The sequence below is a fragment of the Dolichospermum sp. UHCC 0259 genome (assembly GCF_009711935.1).
Classification (GTDB): domain Bacteria; phylum Cyanobacteriota; class Cyanobacteriia; order Cyanobacteriales; family Nostocaceae; genus Dolichospermum.
This window is the reverse complement of record NZ_VIKX01000322.1, coordinates 1-20,860: the sequence shown is the minus strand read 5'-3', so window position 1 is coordinate 20,860 and position 20,860 is coordinate 1. Positions and strand designations below refer to the sequence as shown.

At 36.9% G+C, this 20,860-nt stretch carries 14 protein-coding genes, 1 tRNA gene and 1 pseudogene; 6 read left to right on the top strand and 10 right to left on the bottom strand.

All coding sequences use genetic code 11. The annotated features are described in order from the left end of the window. Positions 1-68 precede the first annotated feature (68 nt). The 8 genes and pseudogenes from uvrA to FJR05_RS27730 form a co-directional block, all read right to left on the bottom strand. A complete protein-coding gene (uvrA, locus tag FJR05_RS25410) occupies positions 69-3,005 on the bottom strand; it encodes an excinuclease ABC subunit UvrA (RefSeq protein ID WP_168646671.1) in 2,937 nt (978 codons plus the stop codon). Between the two features lie 91 nt (positions 3,006-3,096). Beyond that, positions 3,097-3,378, bottom strand: a complete 282-nt coding sequence (locus tag FJR05_RS25405; protein ID WP_168646670.1) for a DUF2281 domain-containing protein — start codon at positions 3,376-3,378, stop codon at positions 3,097-3,099. A 185-nt stretch (positions 3,379-3,563) separates the two neighbouring features. Then, positions 3,564-3,767: pseudogene (locus FJR05_RS26790) on the bottom strand (DUF433 domain-containing protein); the annotation flags it as partial. 211 nt (positions 3,768-3,978) lie between these two features. Continuing rightward, positions 3,979-4,620, bottom strand: coding sequence for a flagellar motor protein (locus tag FJR05_RS25395; RefSeq protein ID WP_168646668.1), 642 nt, complete (start codon positions 4,618-4,620; stop codon positions 3,979-3,981). 127 nt (positions 4,621-4,747) lie between these two features. Continuing rightward, on the bottom strand, positions 4,748-6,193 hold the full coding sequence (locus FJR05_RS25390) for a hypothetical protein (RefSeq protein WP_254447106.1): 1,446 nt from the start codon (positions 6,191-6,193) through the stop codon (positions 4,748-4,750). Between the two features lie 72 nt (positions 6,194-6,265). After that, complete coding sequence (locus FJR05_RS25385; RefSeq protein ID WP_168646667.1) at positions 6,266-9,520, bottom strand: tubulin-like doman-containing protein; 3,255 nt, start codon at positions 9,518-9,520, stop codon at positions 6,266-6,268. Positions 9,521-9,538: 18 nt separating this feature from the next. Continuing rightward, complete coding sequence (locus FJR05_RS25380; RefSeq protein ID WP_168646666.1) at positions 9,539-10,687, bottom strand: VWA domain-containing protein; 1,149 nt, start codon at positions 10,685-10,687, stop codon at positions 9,539-9,541. A gap of 120 nt (positions 10,688-10,807) precedes the next feature. After that, on the bottom strand, positions 10,808-10,939 hold the full coding sequence (locus FJR05_RS27730; RefSeq protein ID WP_256376212.1) for a hypothetical protein: 132 nt from the start codon (positions 10,937-10,939) through the stop codon (positions 10,808-10,810). A 74-nt stretch (positions 10,940-11,013) separates the two neighbouring features. Here FJR05_RS27730 and FJR05_RS25375 point away from each other — a divergent pair, with 74 nt between their 5' ends. Continuing rightward, the gene (locus tag FJR05_RS25375; protein ID WP_168646700.1) at positions 11,014-11,634 is read left to right on the top strand and encodes a type I restriction endonuclease; all 621 of its coding nucleotides are present in this window, start codon (positions 11,014-11,016) and stop codon (positions 11,632-11,634) included. A 124-nt stretch (positions 11,635-11,758) separates the two neighbouring features. Here FJR05_RS25375 and FJR05_RS25370 read toward each other — a convergent pair whose 3' ends face one another. Then, positions 11,759-13,168: a 1-acyl-sn-glycerol-3-phosphate acyltransferase gene (locus tag FJR05_RS25370; RefSeq protein WP_174783859.1), complete on the bottom strand. Its 1,410-nt coding sequence runs from the start codon at positions 13,166-13,168 to the stop codon at positions 11,759-11,761. A gap of 190 nt (positions 13,169-13,358) precedes the next feature. Between FJR05_RS25370 and FJR05_RS25365 the strand changes: the two genes are divergently transcribed. Beyond that, complete coding sequence (locus FJR05_RS25365) at positions 13,359-13,991, top strand: DUF938 domain-containing protein (RefSeq protein ID WP_168646664.1); 633 nt, start codon at positions 13,359-13,361, stop codon at positions 13,989-13,991. 68 nt (positions 13,992-14,059) lie between these two features. Here the strand turns inward: FJR05_RS25365 and FJR05_RS25360 are convergent. After that, positions 14,060-14,132, bottom strand: a tRNA-Ala gene (locus FJR05_RS25360). Positions 14,133-14,211: 79 nt separating this feature from the next. On the opposite strand from FJR05_RS25360, the gene FJR05_RS25355 reads away from it, so the two are divergent. The 4 genes from FJR05_RS25355 to FJR05_RS25340 all read left to right on the top strand — a co-directional run bounded on the left by FJR05_RS25355 (position 14,212) and on the right by FJR05_RS25340 (position 20,790). After that, complete coding sequence (locus FJR05_RS25355; RefSeq protein ID WP_168646663.1) at positions 14,212-15,114, top strand: rhodanese-related sulfurtransferase; 903 nt, start codon at positions 14,212-14,214, stop codon at positions 15,112-15,114. A 256-nt stretch (positions 15,115-15,370) separates the two neighbouring features. Continuing rightward, the gene (gene gcvP, locus FJR05_RS25350) at positions 15,371-18,229 is read left to right on the top strand and encodes an aminomethyl-transferring glycine dehydrogenase (RefSeq protein ID WP_168646662.1); all 2,859 of its coding nucleotides are present in this window, start codon (positions 15,371-15,373) and stop codon (positions 18,227-18,229) included. A 131-nt stretch (positions 18,230-18,360) separates the two neighbouring features. Further along, positions 18,361-20,082 carry a DnaJ domain-containing protein gene (locus FJR05_RS25345; protein WP_168646661.1) on the top strand — a complete coding sequence of 574 codons (1,722 nt, stop codon included), beginning with the start codon at positions 18,361-18,363 and terminating at the stop codon, positions 20,080-20,082. Between the two features lie 411 nt (positions 20,083-20,493). Beyond that, the gene (locus FJR05_RS25340; protein ID WP_168646659.1) at positions 20,494-20,790 is read left to right on the top strand and encodes a hypothetical protein; all 297 of its coding nucleotides are present in this window, start codon (positions 20,494-20,496) and stop codon (positions 20,788-20,790) included. Positions 20,791-20,860 lie beyond the last annotated feature (70 nt).

The window sequence follows — 20,860 nt, the reverse complement described above, 5'->3', positions numbered from 1 at the left end:
TTGTGCATTAATATTATAGCCTCACTTCTTATTTCTTTTCTTTTTTTGCGTCTTTGCATGATAAAAAATCACTCCACCGCTGGATATTGTGCTAATACCTGCTGTAAATATTGACCAGTATAAGAACGGGGATTTTTTGCCACCTCTTCTGGCGTTCCCGCAGCAATCAGTTCTCCGCCTTTATCTCCGCCTTCTGGTCCCAAATCTATGACCCAATCAGAACAACGAATTACATCTAAGTTATGTTCAATGACTAAAATGGAATTGCCTTTATCTACTAATCTTTGGAGAACGTCTAACAATTTGTGAACATCATAAAAAGATAATCCTGTGGTTGGTTCATCTATTAAATAAAGTGTTTTGCCTGTGGCACGTCGAGATAATTCTGTGGCTAATTTCACCCGTTGCGCTTCTCCACCAGATAAGGTTGTTGCTGGTTGTCCTAATTGCACATAACCTAAACCAACATCAAATAATGTTTGTAATCTAGTTACGGCTTTGGGAATGTTTTGACAAAAATCTAATGCTTCTTCAACGGTCATATTCAAAACATCAGAAATTGATTTATCTTTATATTTGACTTGGAGAGTTTCGCGGTTATATCTCGCACCTTTGCAAATTTCACATTGCACATAAACATCAGGTAAAAAGTTCATTTCGATGACGTTTACACCTTGTCCACTACAAGCTTCGCATCGTCCACCTTTAACATTAAAAGAAAATTGTCCAGGTTTATAACCTCTGGTTTTGGCTTCTACGGTTTGGGAAAAGACATCACGAATGATATCAAAAACTCCTGTATAGGTGGCGGGGTTGGAACGGGGAGTTCTACCTATGGGTGATTGGTCAATGACAATGGCTTTATCAACGCAATTTAAACCTTTGATTTCATCTATATCTTTTGGTAAAGGAGCTTTTTTGAGGAGATGATGTTGTAGGGATGGATAAAGTAATTCGTTAATTAAGGTAGATTTTCCTGAACCAGAAACACCTGTGACGGAGACAAGTTTTCCCAAGGGAATTTCTACATCTATGTTTTGTAAGTTGTTGCGATGGGCATTTCTAATAGTTAGGGCGCGGCCATTTCCTTCTCTTCTTTTAGCTGGAGTATTGATGACTCTTCTTCCTGATAGGTAAGCACCAGTTAAAGACTCTTCTGCATTTAATAAATTCTCTAAACTGCCTTCGGAAATAATATTTCCACCATGAATGCCGGCACCGGGACCAATATCAACTATATAGTTAGCGGCGCGGATAGTTTCTTCGTCATGTTCGACGACGATTAAGGTATTTCCTAAGTCGCGTAATTTGGTTAAGGTTTTGAGTAATCGTCCGTTATCTCGTTGATGTAATCCAATGCTGGGTTCGTCTAAAACGTAAAGAACTCCTGTTAGTCCTGAACCGATTTGTGTGGCTAATCGAATGCGTTGGGCTTCTCCACCTGATAATGTCATGGCGGGACGATCTAAGGTGAGGTAATCTAAGCCAACATCTAATAAAAATTGTAATCTGGCTTTAACTTCTCTGAGAACTAATTCGGCTATTTGGGTTTGGCGATCGCTCAATTTTAATTTTTCGATTCTTTCCCGACATTCCCGAATGGAAACGCTGGTAAAATCTAAAATTCCATATTGTCCCAATTTCACTGCTAAGGCTTCAGGTTTTAATCTTTTCCCGCCACAAACTTCGCAGGGTTGATCAATTAAATATTCTTCTAATTTCTGTTTAACTAACTCTGTTCCCCCTTCATACTGTCTTTGTAAAATGGGAATGACACCTTTGAAACTTTGCTTTTTCTCTTCTGTAGTTTTCTTGTTTTCTTCCCCATACAAAACAACTTTTTGCTGTTCCGGTGTTAACTTACCCCATTGAGTTTGTAATTCAAAGCCATAATTTAAGCCGACAGCATACAGCAATTCCAAATAATAGGAGTTTTCCTTTTCTGACCAAGGTGCGATCGCTGCATACATGGGCGAATCTGGGTTAGGTGCAACCAATTCCGGGGAAAATCTTCTTAAAGTCCCAATCCCGTGACAATGGGGACAAGCGCCATAAGGGGAATTGAAAGAAAACAACCGGGGGGATAATTCTTCCATTACCGCCCCATGTTCGGGACAAGCAAAGTTTTCCGAAAACACCATTTCTGTGGGTAATTCTTGTTCAGAAATACCTTGATTTTCTGCCTCAGTTGTTATATACTTACTATCAGACCGCTCCAGCGCTATCTTATCCGATGTCTCTTTTAATACCTCAATTGTGGCAATTCCGTTAGATTGCTTAAGACAAGTTGCCAGAGAATCTACCAAACGCTCTTGAATACCATCTTTTTTAACTAATCTGTCAATAACCAGTTCTATAGTATGTGTGTTATTTTTATCTAACTCGATGGAATCAGATAGCTCTCGCACCTCTCCATTTACCCTAATTCGGACAAATCCTTGGGCGGCTAAACCAGAAATTAATTTACGGTGAGTTCCCTTTTTTCCCCGGACTACAGGGGCTAAAATTTGGAAGCGGGTACGGTCGGGAAGTTCCATGATGCGATCGCACATCTGGTCAATGGTTTGGGGAGCAATAGAGCGATCGCACATTGGACAATGAGGTTCACCAGCCCGACCATATAACAACCGCAGATAATCATAAATTTCCGTCACCGTCCCCACCGTCGAACGGGGATTATGGGAAGTTGATTTTTGGTCAATGGAAATTGCCGGACTTAAACCTTCAATGGCTTCCACATCAGGTTTATCCAACTGTCCTAGAAATTGTCGAGCGTAGGCGCTGAGGGATTCCACATAACGACGTTGACCTTCAGCGAAAATGGTATCGAACGCCAAAGAAGACTTACCCGAACCAGAAACGCCAGTAAAGACAATCAGGCGATCGCGGGGCAATTCCAAATCAATATTTTTCAGATTATGCTGCCTAGCACCCCGAATGCGGATAGTATTCTGGCTATTGTGAGCGTTTGGCAGCACATCGTTTAAAGCTAGGTTTTCTGACATATTGACAGGCTAAGGAAAGGTTACACAGTGAAACAATCCTTAATAATACTATCTTTGTTAATGAGTTTCCCACTCTCTATCCTTAATTTCATTAACTTAGCCTAGAAGAGCGATCTCGATGTAAACTCCAACCGCGAATAGGATCAACTTCATTGGCCAGAATTTCTTCATCTCGCTCAGAAACATCCTTTTCTACTGAATTTCCCAAAGCTGCTATTGAAAGCAAAAAATTTCTACTGGTTTTTTGGGATTGTTTTTCAGTTGCTTTATAGGGCAGGTAATCAACAAAATTGATGAGTTCAGTGAGTGAATCTTCTGGCAATGTCTTAATTGACTCAATAATTTGCTCTCTGTTTTTGGTTAGAGTATCCATATCTTTATTTAAAGGAATGCTGCTTACTTCAAACACACTATTCTATTCTATTCTGACTGAAATTGCTGTCTAACGGTTCTCCAGTTTGTGAAATCGGTTTTAGGGGTTGTTTGATTTTGCTTAACTCGTTCTAGCAATCCAGGAATTGCTAAAAGTTCTTGGGTTGCAGCTTCGCTTTGAGTATTTTCTTCAGCCCGCCATGCAGCATAGGCAAGAGCCTCATGGATATCTGCTTCTTCAAGGTAGGGGTAAGCCTTGAGGATATCATTTGCAATGTGTCCAGATGCCATTAAGCCAATGATGGAACTAACTGTGACACGCATTCCCCGGATACAGGGTTTACCGCCCATTACTTCTGGGTTGCGGGTAATTCTAGTGAGGTTTTGCATGGCTGATTAGATTGGGAAACCAGAAATGGCTGGGTCAATTTTTTCTATTATCACTCTTTTTTACTGAACTTCTCAAAGCTGCAATTGAAAGAAAAAAGTTTTTACTGGTTTTTTGGGATTGTTTTTCAGGTGCTTTATTCCTTCCTGTCTCAAATTTTATGATAAGAGGGAAAGAGGAAAGGCAAGATTTTAATAAAGAAAATATGATTTTTTATCGAACTTCTTGGACTTCTCCCAAGCGTGTAAATCGGATTTCAATTCGTCGTCGAGTGACATCCTCTTTCCGCGCTATCCCGGCAAATTGTCCACTTGGTAATATTAATTGTGCCGCAGAATAAGCACGAAATGATAGTCCAGATAGTTTACCTTGTTTTTTCTGAATATCACGCAGTACCGTAACAACTGACAAAGCCCGCATTAATCCCAAATCAGCATTAGAACCAGCTTGTAGTTTCCCTACTTTTAAGTTACCACTAGCTACATTTTCTAAATTTATATCTAAATTACTGATTACTTTACCATTAGCTTGTCCATCTGTGTGTCCAATTATTTCTACAACATTAATCCCATATTGTTTAGTTCTAGTTTCTATTTCCGGTACTATTTGTCTCAATATATAAATTGACATTTTTTGCGGAATTTCCGCACTACCAGAAGCAAATCTATAATCACCTTGATCTTTGATAACTATGATTGGTGGTGTATCTGTTGTTTTTTTAGTTATTTGTGATATGATAATAGTTAGAAACAAAAATAAGACTAATATCATAAAAGCATTAGACATCAGATCGGTAAATGCTTGCCAAACATTTAGATATTCATTGTACTCATTATATCGTGAACGGCGTGCCATAGGTTAAATGCTTTTTAAATATTTGGATAAATCTAATTTACTGAGTTATTCAAGTCCTTGTTTAAGTCTGACAATTGAACTTTTTGTATCATAAAGATTTTTATTACATTCTTGAAGAACATAGTTTTCAATAATTACTAACAAAAGTTTGAAGTTTTTTATTATTACCATCTATTTGATTAGATACACTGTCAATGGTAACATTAACCTCTGATGTATGTTTTTGATTATTATTACCATCTATTTGATTAGATACATCGGTGATGCTAGAATCAACTTTTGATGTATATGCTTTGACAGTTTCTAATAACTGATTAATAGCTATTATTAATTCATCTAAATTATTAACTTTATCTCCCACTCTTTGATCTAAATTATCCAGTTTATTAACTGCTTGCTCATAACTATTCGCTCCTTGCTGGAGTTGAGGAATAATCTCACTCAGAGAATTTTGATTAGTTTGATGTAACTCTAATACTTGAATAGAAGTTTGATTAATACCTTTGATATCTTCTCCTAAATTAATTAAACCCTGACTACAATTCTCAAGTTCAATTAAAGCTTTGATAATTAATTCACTTGTTTCAGATAAACTCGTTGCTGACTGGGAAAACTTTTTCTGTGTGTTACTTAAATCTGCTGTAGCTGCTGATAGTTGTTGAGGAAACTGACTTTGATTAAAAGTTTCAGCCGACTGTTTAAATATCTGAGATGTTGCATTTAATTCTGACATGGAATTTTCAAATTCATTAGCAGCACGAGATATAGTTCCAGCAGCATCTGTAAATTTTTCATAAACTTGTCTAGCTAAATATGTAGTTTCTTGATTTCCGTCAGCAATTTGTTGTGCTACCTTTCCCATAGATTGTTCCACAGCTTCGCGCACTGTTTTTCCAAAATTTGTTAAAAATACATCTTGCTGGGATACCATTTTATTAACTATTTTATCAAGACGGTTATCACCTTGGATTTCAGGAAGATAAATATTATCTAGATAATCTTCTAAAGAACTAATTAAGCGATATTTTGCAAGTCCCGCATTAAATATAAAATTGACCACTGTTAACAAAGCACTGAAAAATAGTCCTGTTAAACTGGTAGTAAATGCAATACTCATTCCTTCTAATGGTTTCTTTAACTCATTAACTAAATTACTAACATCATTAGGATTAGTTTGATTAATAGTTTGACTTAGCGTAGATAAATTAATGGTGATACCGGAAAAAGTACCGATTAACCCAAATGCTAACAGTAAGTTTGGGAGAATGCGACAGAAATAATCTATTTGTTCACAGGTAAATATAAAGATTTTTTCCTGACTATAAATTTGATCTATTAATGCTCCTGTATTTACCTGTTCTAATTGTTGACTAGCTTGGTGAAATCTATCTTCTAATATTTCGACTATTTTTGGTTGTTCTCCCCTTATTCCACTTTTGATTAATCGTTGGACTTTATTAGTCAACTTTATCAAATAGCGGTAAAGAGATATGCGAAGAAAAATAGTAACTATTGAGGGGATGATAACCAGAATAACAGTGATAAGAATTAAGTAAGGTGGTAGTGGTGGCATAAAAATGACCTTTGGTAGTGCAGGAGGATTATTAAAAGTGGGTAGTGATTAACTACCCAGAAAAAGACTATATTAGGTTAGATATTTTTCGACTACTTTTTGCATTTGGGTTTCATAATATTCTTGAGGAATCAAGTTATCATCGAATAATTCTTTTAACCGTGCTAATTCTGAACGTAATTTTTCTTGATTTTGATTATTATTATTCTCTGTAGGAAAATTAGGAACTATTTCACCAATAAGAGCTTTTTGATTTCCTCTATTGTCTGTGGGTGGAAGAGAATTTGGATTTCTCAATTTACCCTCCATTTTCTTCCAAAAACGATTTATCACCCCCTCTTTAACTGTAGGTTGAATATTGTCTGGTGAGACATATACTTTTTGTATATAGGGAAAATTTTGACTATCTTCGGGTATTTGCTTCAGCTTATCTGGAAATTGACGCAGTTTAGGTAGATATTCATTTTCCCATAATTTCGGATTATTTTGCATTTTAGAAATTGTATCATCTAAAATCTTCTGCAAAGTATCCGCCATATTGCGGTTATTGGCTAAATCTTCCAAAGCTTCCATCCAATTTTCACTGACAGCAGCAGTATAGTAACTATCTTGGAAAGAATCATAATGTTTAAATTCTAATTCCTTATTTTTCTGATTTTCTTTCAACAATTCCAACGCTAAACAAGGATAAAAAATATCCTCTAGTTCTTCCATTCTTCTAGCATCTGGGGGAATTATATCAGGAAAGGAAGCGCGAGAGTCATTATGTAGAAAAGATGTACCAGAATTTTGTTCTCGTAAGTATGGGTTTCTCATTCGTTCTAAACTACTAATTAACCTTAAAGGAAACCCTGCATATTCATTTACAATTAAGATTTCATCATCTGCTTGTATTGGTTTTAAATCATTGCTTGAAACTCCTAAATCTTGAGTGAGTAAAGTTTTAAACTGTCTCACTTCTAATTCATCTGTATCTTTATACCCCACTAATTTACTACTTTTAGCAGCCTCATCTCGAAAATAAGGATCATTCAAATTTAAACGCAAAAGTGGTTGAGCTTCCTGCATAATTTGTGCTAAACGAGTTGAACGCGCAGCTAAGGAGTATTTTTGCATGAAGCGTTTAATTACAGAAGTAACAATATTGCTACCTCGAAAAGCAAATAAACTATCAATTTTTAGATCGATTTCTTGTTTTAGCTGAGAGTGAGTAGTGCGTTCCATATTCAGGAAAAATGCTAAAGATTTTCCTCTACCAGTTTCTTCGGTAAGTGCTGAACTTGCTAAGACTAATTGAGGACGAACATCATTTTCTGGTATCATTGTTTGGTAGCAAAGTTCTATATCTTCTATATCAAAAATTGCCTCACCACTCATTTCGTCAAAATTCAATTGTTTTAATTCTCGTTCCTCTTTTTCATAAGCACTTTGTAAGTCTTCTACTAAACTACTAAAAGTAGCGACTTCTTTTTCTTTTTCTTGAACGTGCTTTTGTAACTGACTAACGATTTTTAGTGTTTCTTGTATAACTGTTAAATCAAAATTATGCCTAATTAGTTTACAAACTTCTTGGGTGGCTTTTTTACATTCGTCTTGAAACTGACTATTCTTTAAATTGCCAATCAGGATAAATCTATTTTCCAGTTCTTCAATAATTTGGTCAGTATTATCCCACTTCCTTTCTACATCTTCTAGGCGTTTCATTCCCCCCAAATCAGCTATTGATTCTTGCAAATCACGTTGATATTTATGTAATTCATATTGTAATGCTTCTAGCCAATTGCGTCCATTTTTAATAGAAAAGTTAGCCTCCATTGGTGTAAGTAACTTAATTAAATAATCATCAATATTCGTGCTAAGTTCTTTGAAGATTTTAGGAGCAGCCTGTATCAATTTTGTTAACCAATAACCACGAATACTTTCTGTTTCTCCTGGTTGCACGATACGAAATTGTTTATAAAATTCTGTCGCTAACTGTTGACGAATATTTACACGATCATCTTTATTTTTAGATTCGGAGATTAACTTTAATAATTTATTCTGCCAAATTTTGATACTATTACTAAAGGTTTTGTTAGATTCTTCTACAGACTCCGCTAATTTATTAGTTAATCCATCTCGTTTTACTAAATCATTATGCCAGTGATATTGAATCAAAAATTGTTCAAGTAAGTTGATAGGATCAGGGCTTTGACCTTTACCATTTAACCAGAATTTGATTAATTCTGAACTGACTTTTGTTAAGGCTATTTGAATAATAGTGTCACGAGGAAAATAAATTGCCGATAATCCAAATGTTACATATCCTTGGTTATTAGGTCTTGGATGTTGATCGTTATTAATCATGTGTAAAAGAAAATCATCTCTGATTTCTTTGACAGATGCTGCTAATTCACCAGAAAATTCTAAAGAAATTTTATGGGCAATTACATTACATAATTTACCCTGTGTAAGTATTGAATATTCTCCTATTGTTTGATTACTGACCAAATAAGCATATTCAAATGGTGGACGTTGTTCTTGTACATAAACTAAATTTTGAGTATCATAACAAGCTTCAAATTTTGTGCCAGGATAACTATAATAGTTCAGTTCTTTAAGGGCAGCATAAGTATTAGCAATCATACTTGTTGTACTACCATACAATTCTGGACTAATTACTAAATAGCCAAAGATCCGAGCGCCTTCTTCACCATAAAGATTTCTCAGGCTATAAGCAACATCTAAGAACATCCCACTTCCTGTGCCACCGCACAGAGAACCAATAACAAAAATATTTAGTCCTGGTTCTATTCTTAAACCTGATCTCAGCAATAAAGATTCATGTCCTCTTGTCCGTCTTTCTGCCGTTTCAATTGCTGTTTTAACCTTCTGATAGTTGTGAAAAAAAGCCAGTCTTCCTATCGGTCTGATACCTTTTGCACCTTCTTCTACTGCTTTAATATTCCGCAGTAACTGAGGAGGAAACCAGATGCCAATATGATCATAAGGACCATAACTATTATATTCTGAACGCCGTTCTAGTCCTTCTACAAACATGGTGACATCTTTCGATGACATGGTAGCACTGACCTTTTCAGCTTCTTTAAAACTTAAATCAACACCATGATAGGTACTTCCTGTTCTAATCCCTGTAACTTGGGTTGCGGCTTTATCTGTGTCTATATGAACAAAACTAACAATTGGTAAGTTATTTAAGTCTCCATAACGGTCAACAATTAATCTTCTAATTCGCATTAATACATCTCTACCAGTTCCACCTAAACCAATACAAATTGTCCGATTAATTCCTCTATACTGGGTTTCATTTGTAGATGCTTGAGTCATGGGGGTTTCTCCTATAAACTATTTCTTGATTTTGATAGATATTTCGTAGTCTTTCTGGCGTGAATCTGGGCAATTTAGAGTAAAATTAGCACTTGATATGAGAGTTCGTGATGTAACTTTTCTGTTGTTAAGTTGAATTTTTGTATCTTCCTTGGGAACTAAATAAAGTTTTTCTCCTTTCCGTTCTAAATAAGCTCTGATTTCTCCACCTGGACAGTCAATAGAATCTACACAGCTAGGATCATATTCACCAATGGCGATTTTTTTATTGTTGGGTAGTCTACATATTTGTTCTTCATATTCTCCATTACTTTCAAGCTTGACTCGTAAATCCCATTTTTTCTGTAATTTAGCATATTTTAATATACTCCCTACCATTGATGCAAATATTAATAATAAAATTAAACTAGGCAGCCATAGCTGTTTGAATAAATAAGGATTAACTAAACAAGTTTCTTGTCCTCCTGGTGCTGGTGTGCAAATTTCTTGAACTGTAGGATTAAGGTCTACTACAGATAGTTTATAATCTTTATTATCTTGGTTTTTAATGATGAGCGATCGCTCTTTTAATGATAAAATCTTAATCCAACCCTGTCTTTCCTGACTTTCCGGTGATGTCGCAATTCTGAAAGGACTATTAGCAGGAGTTTCTATCCAAACTTCGGAAGTAATTCCTGGTTTAGTAGATAACGGTGCATCAGTAATCCAAACAACCGATTGCGGCTTAATTGGTTGATTTTTGGAAACTCGATTTTGATTAATCTGTGCAATACCTTGATATACTGTTAACTCTGCTCTTTGAATATCTGTTCCATAGCGGTTAGGGTCAGAATTAAAAGGAATTTTTGCTAATACTTTATTAATATTTTCTGAATTTTTATCTCTAAAATATATAGGTTTTCCTAATGGATTTTCAACAGATATAATCTCATCAAAAACTAAATCTTGAGCAAAGGGAACAACATAAACAGAATCACCAGGTTTGAGACTGTCTGCCACTATCTGACGTAAACGAATCCGGCCTTGATCATTTAAACCTACACTTTCCGTGACATCAATAGCTAAAACAACATCACGTTTACCCCCACCCCACAGGGATACTAACTGTAAGCCATTTCTTTGCGTATCAGTCAGTGGTTGTCCAGGGGTAATTTTTGTCAAAGTCACAAACCCTATAGCCCATTAAATAATGTGTATCAGAATTATTACACAAAGAGTCTTAAAGTTTCCGTCTTTACACCCTGACGCAAAACATAATTTATAAAGCTATTATGCAACGCCATCATATTATGTATAGTCATTATTAATCATGAAATGATGAGCAAAGGTGAGAACTTCATCAGATTGATCTTCGGGAAGGCTTTTAGCGATAGCTGCGCTTGCCGAAGGCATCGCATAAATCTGTTCAGCAATAGTCATAATAGAGTTTTAGATAAAATCAGGTCGGTGAAATTATTTTATCGTAGATGCAACTACTGAGACAAAAATCCACCATGCAAACACTAGCCGTTACTGAAACTATTACCACCATCGCTGAAGCAGAAAAACGATTTGGCTTGAGTCGCAATGAATCTCAGAATTTTTTTACAGAATGGCATAATCAATTACCTGAGATTAACTCTAATGACCGCACCAACCTAGAAATTCTCTGGAAACGTTATCTTTATCATCGTTCAGGTGGACATTTATTAGAAAGTACGGTGATGCTATTACTCGTTTCTCCATTACTTACCGTTGCCGGTTTATATGATCCACCTTTTCGCATCAAAGCAGAAGAATCTGTGCAAATAACAATAGCTGATAGCGAAGAAACTCTCCAGGGTCGAATAGATTTACTGGTATTGCAAGACCGCTTATGGATAATTGTTTTAGAATCAAAAAAAACCATGTTATCAGTGTGGTCAGCATTGCCACAAACCCTGGCTTACTTAATGGCTAGTCCCAACACTGATTTACCTAATTTTGGAATGTTAACCAATGGTGACGATATTGTGTTTGTCAAACTAGAAAATCAACAATATGCCATATCACGAGTATTTGCGCCACTGGCTACCCAAAACGAATTAGAATCTGCCTGTCGAATTCTGTGCAAAATTGCCGAAATAGTAAAATGATAGAAAATAGGACTTACGCATTGATAAAGTAGTAAAATAGAAAAAATGCGCTCTGAAAACATAATTTCTAATTGGTATGAAGTGCAAAAAAACTTATTCACTTTATGCGTCTGAAGCGTGGAACTTAATCCTTAATTAACCCCTCCAACATCACCTGTAAATCCTGCGTCAACTCACTCACACCCTTACGCAAAGCTTGTTTATTCCCTTGACAATTTTCCCATCTTGTATTCACATTAATCGGTTCACCAACAAAAATCATGGCTTGTTTTAAACCTAAACGCGGCCTTCCTGGTAAAGTAGAATCCTGAATGCGAGACAACATATCAAACATTAATAAAAGGGTTTCTGCAAATCTTTCTGGTGTGGGTTTTTCGAGAATATAATCAGCAGTAACCGCGACAAAACTTTCCGCAATTCTCATGTGCTGCATTTTTAAATCTGCTTCTTGGGCTATCCAATCAGCTAAACCACGTTTGAAAGGTGGTAAACTGGGAATATCGGCAATATCATCTCGATAAATATAATTCCAACCAGCATCCTCTAAACGGCGACATCTATCAATAAAATTACCTTGAGACTGGACATTAAAATACTGTTCTGTAATTTTTAAAGCCGTATCCATTAACCGGTGTAATCTAGTAATTAAAACTTCATTTATAGAAACTTCTGAACTGATAATTTCTGGAAATTCTTGATGATAGAAACGGTGATAAAATTCCTCCATTTCTGAAATTAGATATTCAGCTAAACGCAAAACCCGCTGATATAAAATTCCTTCCCTGTCCTTTCCAGTTTGACTAAATTCCGTCATAGGTAAACCGCTATCAGCTTCCAATTTAGATAAAAGCCAATCTATTTTTTGCCAAGGGGGATTAACATATCTATATTTAATGCCAATAGGAATAATAAAAACCTGTTCTTCGCGGTTAGCCTTTTTTAAATCTTCCACACACCAAAAACCCAATTGTGCTACACCCGGTTCTAAAGGACTAACTATACTACTATGTCCATTTGTACCACCTTCAGGAGCGATCGCTATCGGCATTTCTGCATTGGCCAATAATTCCCTGGCCATCTGGATAGCGTTTCTGTCTACGCGTTTCCCCCTACGAATCGGTACACCACCCAGTCGAGAAAATAACCATCCCAACCAATTTCCTGCCCATAAAGTCATTCCTCTTTCATACATAAAATGACTGTGAACAGGGTATTTGAGACTAATACCTTTTTCCCTTGCCACCTTGGGGACAATCCGTGAGAGCAGGTATAACATAGATAGAGGATCTTCCACCTCTGGGTGACGGAAAGCAATTAAAAATCGAACTTTACCTGCTTGAAATTCGTGGTATAATTTAGCCAAGACTTCCGCATTTTTGGCTTCAACCTTGACAATACCCGCAGGTAGCCAAGGTCTAGTTCTCACCCGCAAAATCAAAGGCAAAAACCAAGACACAACTTTAACCACAAAGGGATTATGAAGTTGGGGAATAAATTTCAGGGGAGGTTGGGTAGAATGAATAGATTTAGGCAAGTTGTTCTCCTGTGGTGTGACAAAAAAAGCTAAAATTGAGGTGAGCATTCAGCCGTCAGTCGTCAGCTTTTAAAGCGGAAATACAGGTAATTAAAGCTTCCCTTTTTTGCGATTCCTGCTCTTGGCTGACTGCTGATAGCTGAATACCTATCGCTGCTAATTTAATTATCATAGTGAATGCTCGCCCGATATGAACACACCACCAGACCAGCGAAAATTTGCCCCCGCAACCCAACGCAACCGCGAACCGATTCTAGAATTGCTTTTACAAATACTGCCTCAACATGGAACTATTTTAGAAATAGCCAGTGGTACAGGTGAACACGCTACATTTTTCTCCTACCACCTTGCACCTCGGCAATGGCTACCTTCCGACCCTAACCCAGAACTGCGTGCTAGTATTAGCGCATGGGCTGAATTTCTACCGTGTGAAGCCATGCAACCACCCCTAGATTTAAATGCTAGTTCACCAACATGGCCAGTAGAAACAGAGCCATTACCAGAGCCTCCTATTACTGCTATTGTCAATATTAATATGATTCATATTTCCCCTTGGTCAGCCTGTTTAGGACTAATGGCAGGAGCTGGACGCATTTTGCCACCTGATGGTATCCTCTATTTATATGGGCCATACAAACAAAATGGCGAACATACTGCACCCAGTAATGCGGAATTTGATGAATCTTTACAGGCACAAAATCCAGACTGGGGAGTGCGTAACCTAGAAGATGTAGTTAAAGCTGCTGAAGCACAAAATCTGAAATTGCACCAAACTCATCCCATGCCAGCAAATAACTTTTCGCTAATATTTAAACATAATTAGAGTTTGCTGAATTGAAATATGGCTTTTATTCTTTGCGCCTTTGCGTGAGATATATTCATGAGAATCAATGGAGGTTAGCGGACTCGAACCGCTGACATCCTGCTTGCAAAGCAGGCGCTCTACCAACTGAGCTAAACCCCCAAGTCTGTTTTTTATGTAAAAAGGGCTTATTTTACATAACCACATTATCATAAACTATTATTATTAATTTGCCAAGACCATGAACCAAGAAAATCAGACAGTTGTTGCTGCACTATATAAATTTGTGAATATACCTGATTGTAGCGAACTGCAAACAGCCTTATTATCCTTTTGTCAATCACAAGGGATAAAAGGAACTATTTTACTAGCACAAGAAGGGATTAACGGCACAATTGCCGGTTCTCGTCAGCAAATTGACACAGTTTTAGCCTTTCTTCGCAATGATTCACGGTTTGCAGATTTAGAACATAAAGAATCTTACACAGAAATTTCCCCATTTGAACGGTTGAAAATTCGGTTAAAGCCAGAAATTGTGACTTTGGGATTACCAGAAGTTAACCCCAGTGAAAAAGTAGGAACTTATGTAAAACCAGAAGATTGGAATGATTTAATTTCTAATCCAGAAGTCACAGTCATTGATACCCGCAATGATTATGAAGTTACCATTGGGACTTTTAAAGGTGCAAAAAATCCCCAAACTCAAATATTTAGAGACTTTCCCGAATATGTACAACAACATCTTGATCCCAAAAAACATAAAAAAGTAGCCATGTTTTGTACTGGAGGTATTCGTTGTGAAAAAGCCTCATCTTATTTACTTTCTCAAGGTTTTGAAGAAGTTTATCACCTTAAAGGAGGCATTCTTAAATATCTAGAAGAAGTTCCCCAAGAAGAAAGTTTATGGGAAGGAGAATGTTTTATTTTTGATCAAAGAGTCACAGTTAGTCATGACTTAGAAGCAGGAAATCAGGAATTATGCTTTTGTTGTGGATATCCCATTTCTGAAGCAGATAAAACTTCCCCAGAATATGAAAAAAATATTTCCTGTCCTCACTGTTTCCATAGCTTAACACCCGACAAAAGAAAGCGACTACAGCAAAAATGGCAACATTACCAATCAATAAATTCAAGCAACGCTTAAATTTTTGGATTTTAGATGATGCTAAACACGACAGAAATATGGACTTTTACAAAATTATAAATAACCTAGATGTGTAAGGGTTTAGCACTGCTAAACCCCTACCTATAGAATCCAAAGACAAAGCTATTTTAAGTATAATCTCAAGGTTTCTTCCTTTGCGTCTTTGCGCGAAACAAAATCAAGATATAAAAAAAACCCTAATATCCAAAAGTGATCATTACAATATATTAATACAGAAACCTTTGGAGAACAATTTGTGGTAGCTAATCCCCCGCGCACTAGTCAAAAATCAGACAACTTTGCACAAAGACACATTGGACCAAACCCTGATGATGTTCAGCAAATGCTTGATATCTTAGGTCTTTCCCACCTTGATGATCTCATTGATAAAACAGTACCACAGGCAATCCGCTTTCATCAAACCCTAAATCTACCAGCAGCACAAAGCGAATACGCAGCGCTGGCAAAATTAAAGCAAATAGCTGATAAAAACCAGGTTTATCGCTCATTTATCGGTATGGGATATTATGACTGTATTACTCCTACCGTCATTCAACGTAACATCTTAGAAAACCCCGGTTGGTATACAGCATACACCCCTTATCAGCCAGAAATTGCCCAAGGACGTTTGGAAGCGTTATTAAATTTCCAAACGATGATTATAGATTTAACTGGTTTAGAAATTGCTAACGCTTCTTTACTTGACGAAGGGACAGCAGCCGCAGAAGCGATGAGTATGAGCTATGGTGTCTGCAAAAACAAATCCCTTAACTATTTTGTTTCTAGTGAATGTCATCCTCAAACCATTGATGTTTTGCAAACACGCGCTAAACCTTTGGGTATAAACATCATTATCGGTGATCATCAAAGTTTTGATTTTACCGAAACTATCTTTGGTGCAGTTCTGCAATATCCCGCAACTGACGGCACAATTTATGATTACCGCAATTTTATCACAAAGTCTCATGCTCAGGGTGCATTGGTGACAATAGCCGCAGATCCTTTAAGCTTAACATTACTTACACCTCCCGGTGAATTAGGGGCTGATATAGCAGTAGGCAGTACCCAACGCTTTGGTATTCCCTTGGGCTTTGGGGGACCACACGCTGCTTATTTTGCCACGAAGGAAGAGTATAAACGGCTCGTTCCAGGGCGTATTGTGGGGGTATCAAAAGATATTCATGGTAAACCTGCATATCGTTTAGCGTTGCAAACCCGTGAACAACACATCCGCAGAGATAAAGCCACCAGTAATATTTGCACAGCGCAGGTATTATTGGCAGTGATGGCGAGTATGTATGCAGTGTATCATGGACCCGATGGACTGAGAGCGATCGCTCAAAATATCCATGAACTTACCGCAACTTTAGCAAATGGACTGAAAAAGTTAGGTTATAAAATCAGTTCTGAAAACTTCTTTGATACCTTGCGTGTAGAATTAGGAAATACCAGATTAGAAGCAATTCTCGACGCTGCGAATGAGAGAAATATCAATTTGAGAATTTTTGATAATTCAACTGTGGGTATTTCCTTAGATGAAACTACCACCGAAGTAGATTTAATTGACCTTTGGCAAATTTTCGCGCTGAAAGATGAATTACCTTTTACTGTGTCAGAATTACCAGTTTCTAATTCTCAATTATCACGTGAAAGTAAATACCTCACTCATCCAGTTTTCAACCGTTACCATTCAGAAACCGAGTTATTACGTTATTTACATCAACTAGAAAGCAAGGATTTATCATTAACAACTTCGATGATTCCCTTGGGTTCTTGTACGATGAAGTTAAACGCAACTTCAGAAATGATTCCCGTAACTTGGGCAGAATTTGGGAAAATCCATCCTTTTGCGCCAATTTCCCAAACTAGAGGTTATCAAATTCTCTTCCAACAGCTAGAAGCATGGTTAGGAGAAATTACAGGTTTTGCGGGAATTTCCTTACAACCAAATGCAGGTTCTCAAGGTGAATATGCGGGACTTTTGGTAATTCATGAATATCACCAAAGTCGTGGAGAAGGACACAGAAATATTTGTTTAATTCCTCAATCTGCACATGGAACAAATCCCGCGAGTGCGGTAATGTGTGGAATGAAAGTTGTGGGAGTTGCTTGTGATGATCATGGTAATATTGATGTTGAAGATTTAAAAGCCAAAGCTGAAAAACATAGCAATGAACTTGCAGCTTTAATGGTGACATATCCATCAACTCATGGGGTATTTGAAGAAGCAATTCAAGAAATTTGTGCGGTAATTCATAGTCACGGTGGACAAGTTTACATGGACGGGGCTAATATGAATGCCCAAGTTGGTATTTGTCGTCCTGGTGATATTGGTGCAGATGTCTGTCATTTGAATTTACACAAAACTTTCTGTATTCCTCATGGTGGTGGTGGTCCTGGTATGGGTCCCATTGGTGTCGCTTCACACCTTGTCCCGTTTTTACCAGGACATTCTGTGGTGAGAATGGGTGGTGATTTGGGTGCTGTTTCCGCTGCACCTTGGGGTAGTGCCAGTATCTTAGTGATTTCTTGGATGTATATTATCATGATGGGTGCAGATGGGTTGACGGAAGCAACCAAAATTGCCATTTTGAATGCTAATTACATCGCTAAGAAATTAGAGTCATATTATCCGGTTTTGTATCAGGGAAAAAATGGTTTAGTCGCACATGAATGTATTTTAGATTTGCGAAGTTTGAAGAAATCAGCGCAGATTGAAATTGATGATGTTGCGAAGCGGTTAATGGATTATGGTTTTCATGCACCTACTGTTTCTTGGCCTGTTGCTGGGACAATTATGGTAGAACCAACGGAAAGTGAATCTAAACAGGAATTAGATCGTTTTTGTGATGCTTTGATTGCGATTCGTGAGGAAGTTGCGGCAATTGAATCTGGTAAAATGGACATTCAAGATAATCTTTTGAAAAATGCACCTCACACTGCGGAAAGTTTGATTGTTGGGGAATGGAATCATCCCTATTCCCGTGAACAAGCTGCTTATCCTGCACTTTGGAATAAGGAATATAAGTTCTGGCCAAGTGTGGGGAGAATAGATGCTGCTTTTGGGGATAGGAATTTTGTTTGTTCTTGTTTACCGATGGAGGCTTATAGTTAAATAGTCTCACGCAAAGACGCAAAGACGCAAAGGGTTTTTTATTGCGTTTTTGTGTCTTTTTTAAAAGAGTAATTATCAATTGTCTCAACATTTGTATTGTATTCATCTAATCAAATTGACACTCATAAGCCATGAAAGCAAGTTCTTCAACAGGTGCAGCTTTTATCACCACTGGAATATTAACAGGTGCGGGCATTTCCTCTACTGTGGGAGGTATTGGCATTGCTGGAGGTTTTGGTGCGGTAGGAATAGGCGCAACTTCTGTAACTGCTGTAGGTGCGGTTGTTGGTGCTGCTGTTTATGGTGCTTTTACAGGAATTATGGAAGGAGATTCCACCGTTTGTGGCACAATGGGAATAGGTGCTATTAGTGGTTTTGGTATTTCTAATATTATCGGTAATATCGGATTTGTTGCCCCTAAACTTGGTTTAGCTTTTGGTATTGGTACTGTACCAATGGCAGGAATTGGTGCGGTTTTGGGACTTGCTAGTTATGGTGTAGTAAAATTATTAGATAATTCGCAATTCCAAGAAACTCCCATGCAGCTTTTTGAACGTATGGAGGAAAAGGTTTTGCAAAATGATTATTATTTTGAAGCATTAATAGAGTTATCTAGTGATGATCTAAATGCTAAATTTACAAATTTAGAAATTGATGATGAATTACAACAATTAAAAGCTACATTTAATCATAAATTCCCTGAAAATGAACAAAAAATCTCAACAATAAACTCCCCATCAAAGGAAGTTTGGCAATGTGTAAAAACTCTGAAAGGACACAAATCTAATGTTAATGATGTAGCTATTCATCCTGATAATAAGACCTTAGTTAGTGGTAGTGATGACAGACAAGTGAATTTATGGAATTTGCTAACTGGAAAACTACTATATACTTTTTCTGGACAAGCTGAAGCTGTGTTATCTGTAGCTATTAGTCCTGATGGTAAACAGTTAATTAGTGGTAGTGTAGATCGGAAAATTAGCAAGTGGCAATTAGAAACAAAAAAATATAATGGTACATTATCTTATTTAAGTTCTCCCCACAGTCATAATGGTTTTGTAAATGCTCTTGTTTGTAGTCCTCATGGTAATATTATTGTTAGTGCTAGTACAGATAAAACTATTAGAATTTGGGGAAGCTACACGGGAACACTCAAACGTACTTTAAATGGACATACAGATGCAGTTTTAGCTGTTGCTATTAGTTCTGATGGTAAAAAAATTGTGAGTGGTAGTGCTGATACAACCATGAGAATTTGGGATATAGAAACTGGTAAACAATATTATATTATTAATCATCATTTAGCAGCAGTAAATACATTAGCAATTACTCCAGATAATAAAACTATAATTACTGGCTGTGCAAATGGTAAAATTCAATTATGGAATCTTAGTAGTGGAGAATTATACTCTACTTTAGAAAATCATTCAACAGCCATTTCTTGTATTGCTATTCACCCTGATGGTAAAATTATTGCTAGTAGTAGTCAAGATGGAATTATTAAACTTTGGAATATTGAAACTGGGGAATTAGTAGAATCTATTTCTGGTTTTAGTCCCCTCACTTTTAGCACAGATGGTAAAATACTTATTAGTGGTGGTAAAGCGGGAACTATCAAAATTTGGCGACAGGTTCACAAGGATGATAATTTACCTTTAATTGGGGAATGGTGGGAAATTTTAGGCGTGGAAGCAAACGCTATTCGTCGAGATGTAAAAGTTGCTTATCTCCGATTAGCTAGATTATATCATCCTGATATTAATACTTCTACTAATGCTAAAGCTGCGATGCAAGCAGTTAATCAAGCATATCAAAAGTTTCAAAATCAAGGAAATTCAAGCAAGAAAAATTAGCGTTCTCATATCTTACAGGTTGAGTTAAGGAACGCAACCCAACATAATGAAAATATCTGATTCATATTTTTTGTCTGAATCAGGATGTCCAGGATTTTAGGATTTACAGGATTGTGATTTGTAAGTTGTTGGTGGGATGCTGAAATTGTAATTGTCTGAATCAGGATGTCCAGGATTTTAGGATTTACAGGATTGTGATTGATGAATTGTCTGTAAATATTGAAAAATGATAAAATACAGTTACAGTAATAGTCAAGAAGTAACAGCAGATAATTTAATAATTTAACAGATAATTTATCGTAGTTTTTCACTCTCCCCCCACTTTCGAGAGTTTATAGGGTAGGTAGAAGTAGGGGTATGCATGATATGGTAATGTAAAAAAATCCGCAATGTAATTGAAGCCAAGAGGGAATGAACCGACTGAGTAAAGAAGACCTGGCACAAATGAACCGAGACTACTTCCAATCTCTGGACAAACAGAAATTGGTGGAAGTGGCGGAAAATCTTCATCAACTAGCAGTCGAGCAACTAGAAAAATTAGAACAAAACTCTGGCAATAGTTCCCTACCCCCATCATCAGACCACTTCAAAAGCCCAAAAAAATCGGGGTTAGAGGAAGAAGACCCGTCACAGGAGTCAGAATCACAAACAGAACTTAAGCAGGAAAAAAATCTTCTTTCAGAAGAAGGAACAACACTAGTGTGTTAATTTTGACAGGAAAACCAGGGATTTCCTTCATGCAGAAAGTATGATAGAAAAAAGGATACCTGAAAGCTCA

What these genes read in the sequence shown, in the direction of transcription:
- uvrA (WP_168646671.1), bottom strand. Translation starts at nt 3,005, where the DNA reads ATGTCAGAAAACCTAGCTTTAAACGATGTGCTGCCAAACGCTCACAAT.
- FJR05_RS25405 (WP_168646670.1), bottom strand. Translation starts at nt 3,378, where the DNA reads ATGGATACTCTAACCAAAAACAGAGAGCAAATTATTGAGTCAATTAAG.
- FJR05_RS25395 (WP_168646668.1), bottom strand. Translation starts at nt 4,620, where the DNA reads ATGGCACGCCGTTCACGATATAATGAGTACAATGAATATCTAAATGTT.
- FJR05_RS25390 (WP_254447106.1), bottom strand. Translation starts at nt 6,193, where the DNA reads ATGCCACCACTACCACCTTACTTAATTCTTATCACTGTTATTCTGGTT.
- FJR05_RS25385 (WP_168646667.1), bottom strand. Translation starts at nt 9,520, where the DNA reads ATGACTCAAGCATCTACAAATGAAACCCAGTATAGAGGAATTAATCGG.
- FJR05_RS27730 (WP_256376212.1), bottom strand. Translation starts at nt 10,939, where the DNA reads ATGACTATTGCTGAACAGATTTATGCGATGCCTTCGGCAAGCGCAGCT.
- FJR05_RS25375 (WP_168646700.1), top strand. Translation starts at nt 11,014, where the DNA reads ATGCAAACACTAGCCGTTACTGAAACTATTACCACCATCGCTGAAGCA.
- FJR05_RS25365 (WP_168646664.1), top strand. Translation starts at nt 13,359, where the DNA reads ATGAACACACCACCAGACCAGCGAAAATTTGCCCCCGCAACCCAACGC.
- FJR05_RS25355 (WP_168646663.1), top strand. Translation starts at nt 14,212, where the DNA reads ATGAACCAAGAAAATCAGACAGTTGTTGCTGCACTATATAAATTTGTG.
- FJR05_RS25345 (WP_168646661.1), top strand. Translation starts at nt 18,361, where the DNA reads ATGAAAGCAAGTTCTTCAACAGGTGCAGCTTTTATCACCACTGGAATA.
- FJR05_RS25340 (WP_168646659.1), top strand. Translation starts at nt 20,494, where the DNA reads ATGAACCGACTGAGTAAAGAAGACCTGGCACAAATGAACCGAGACTAC.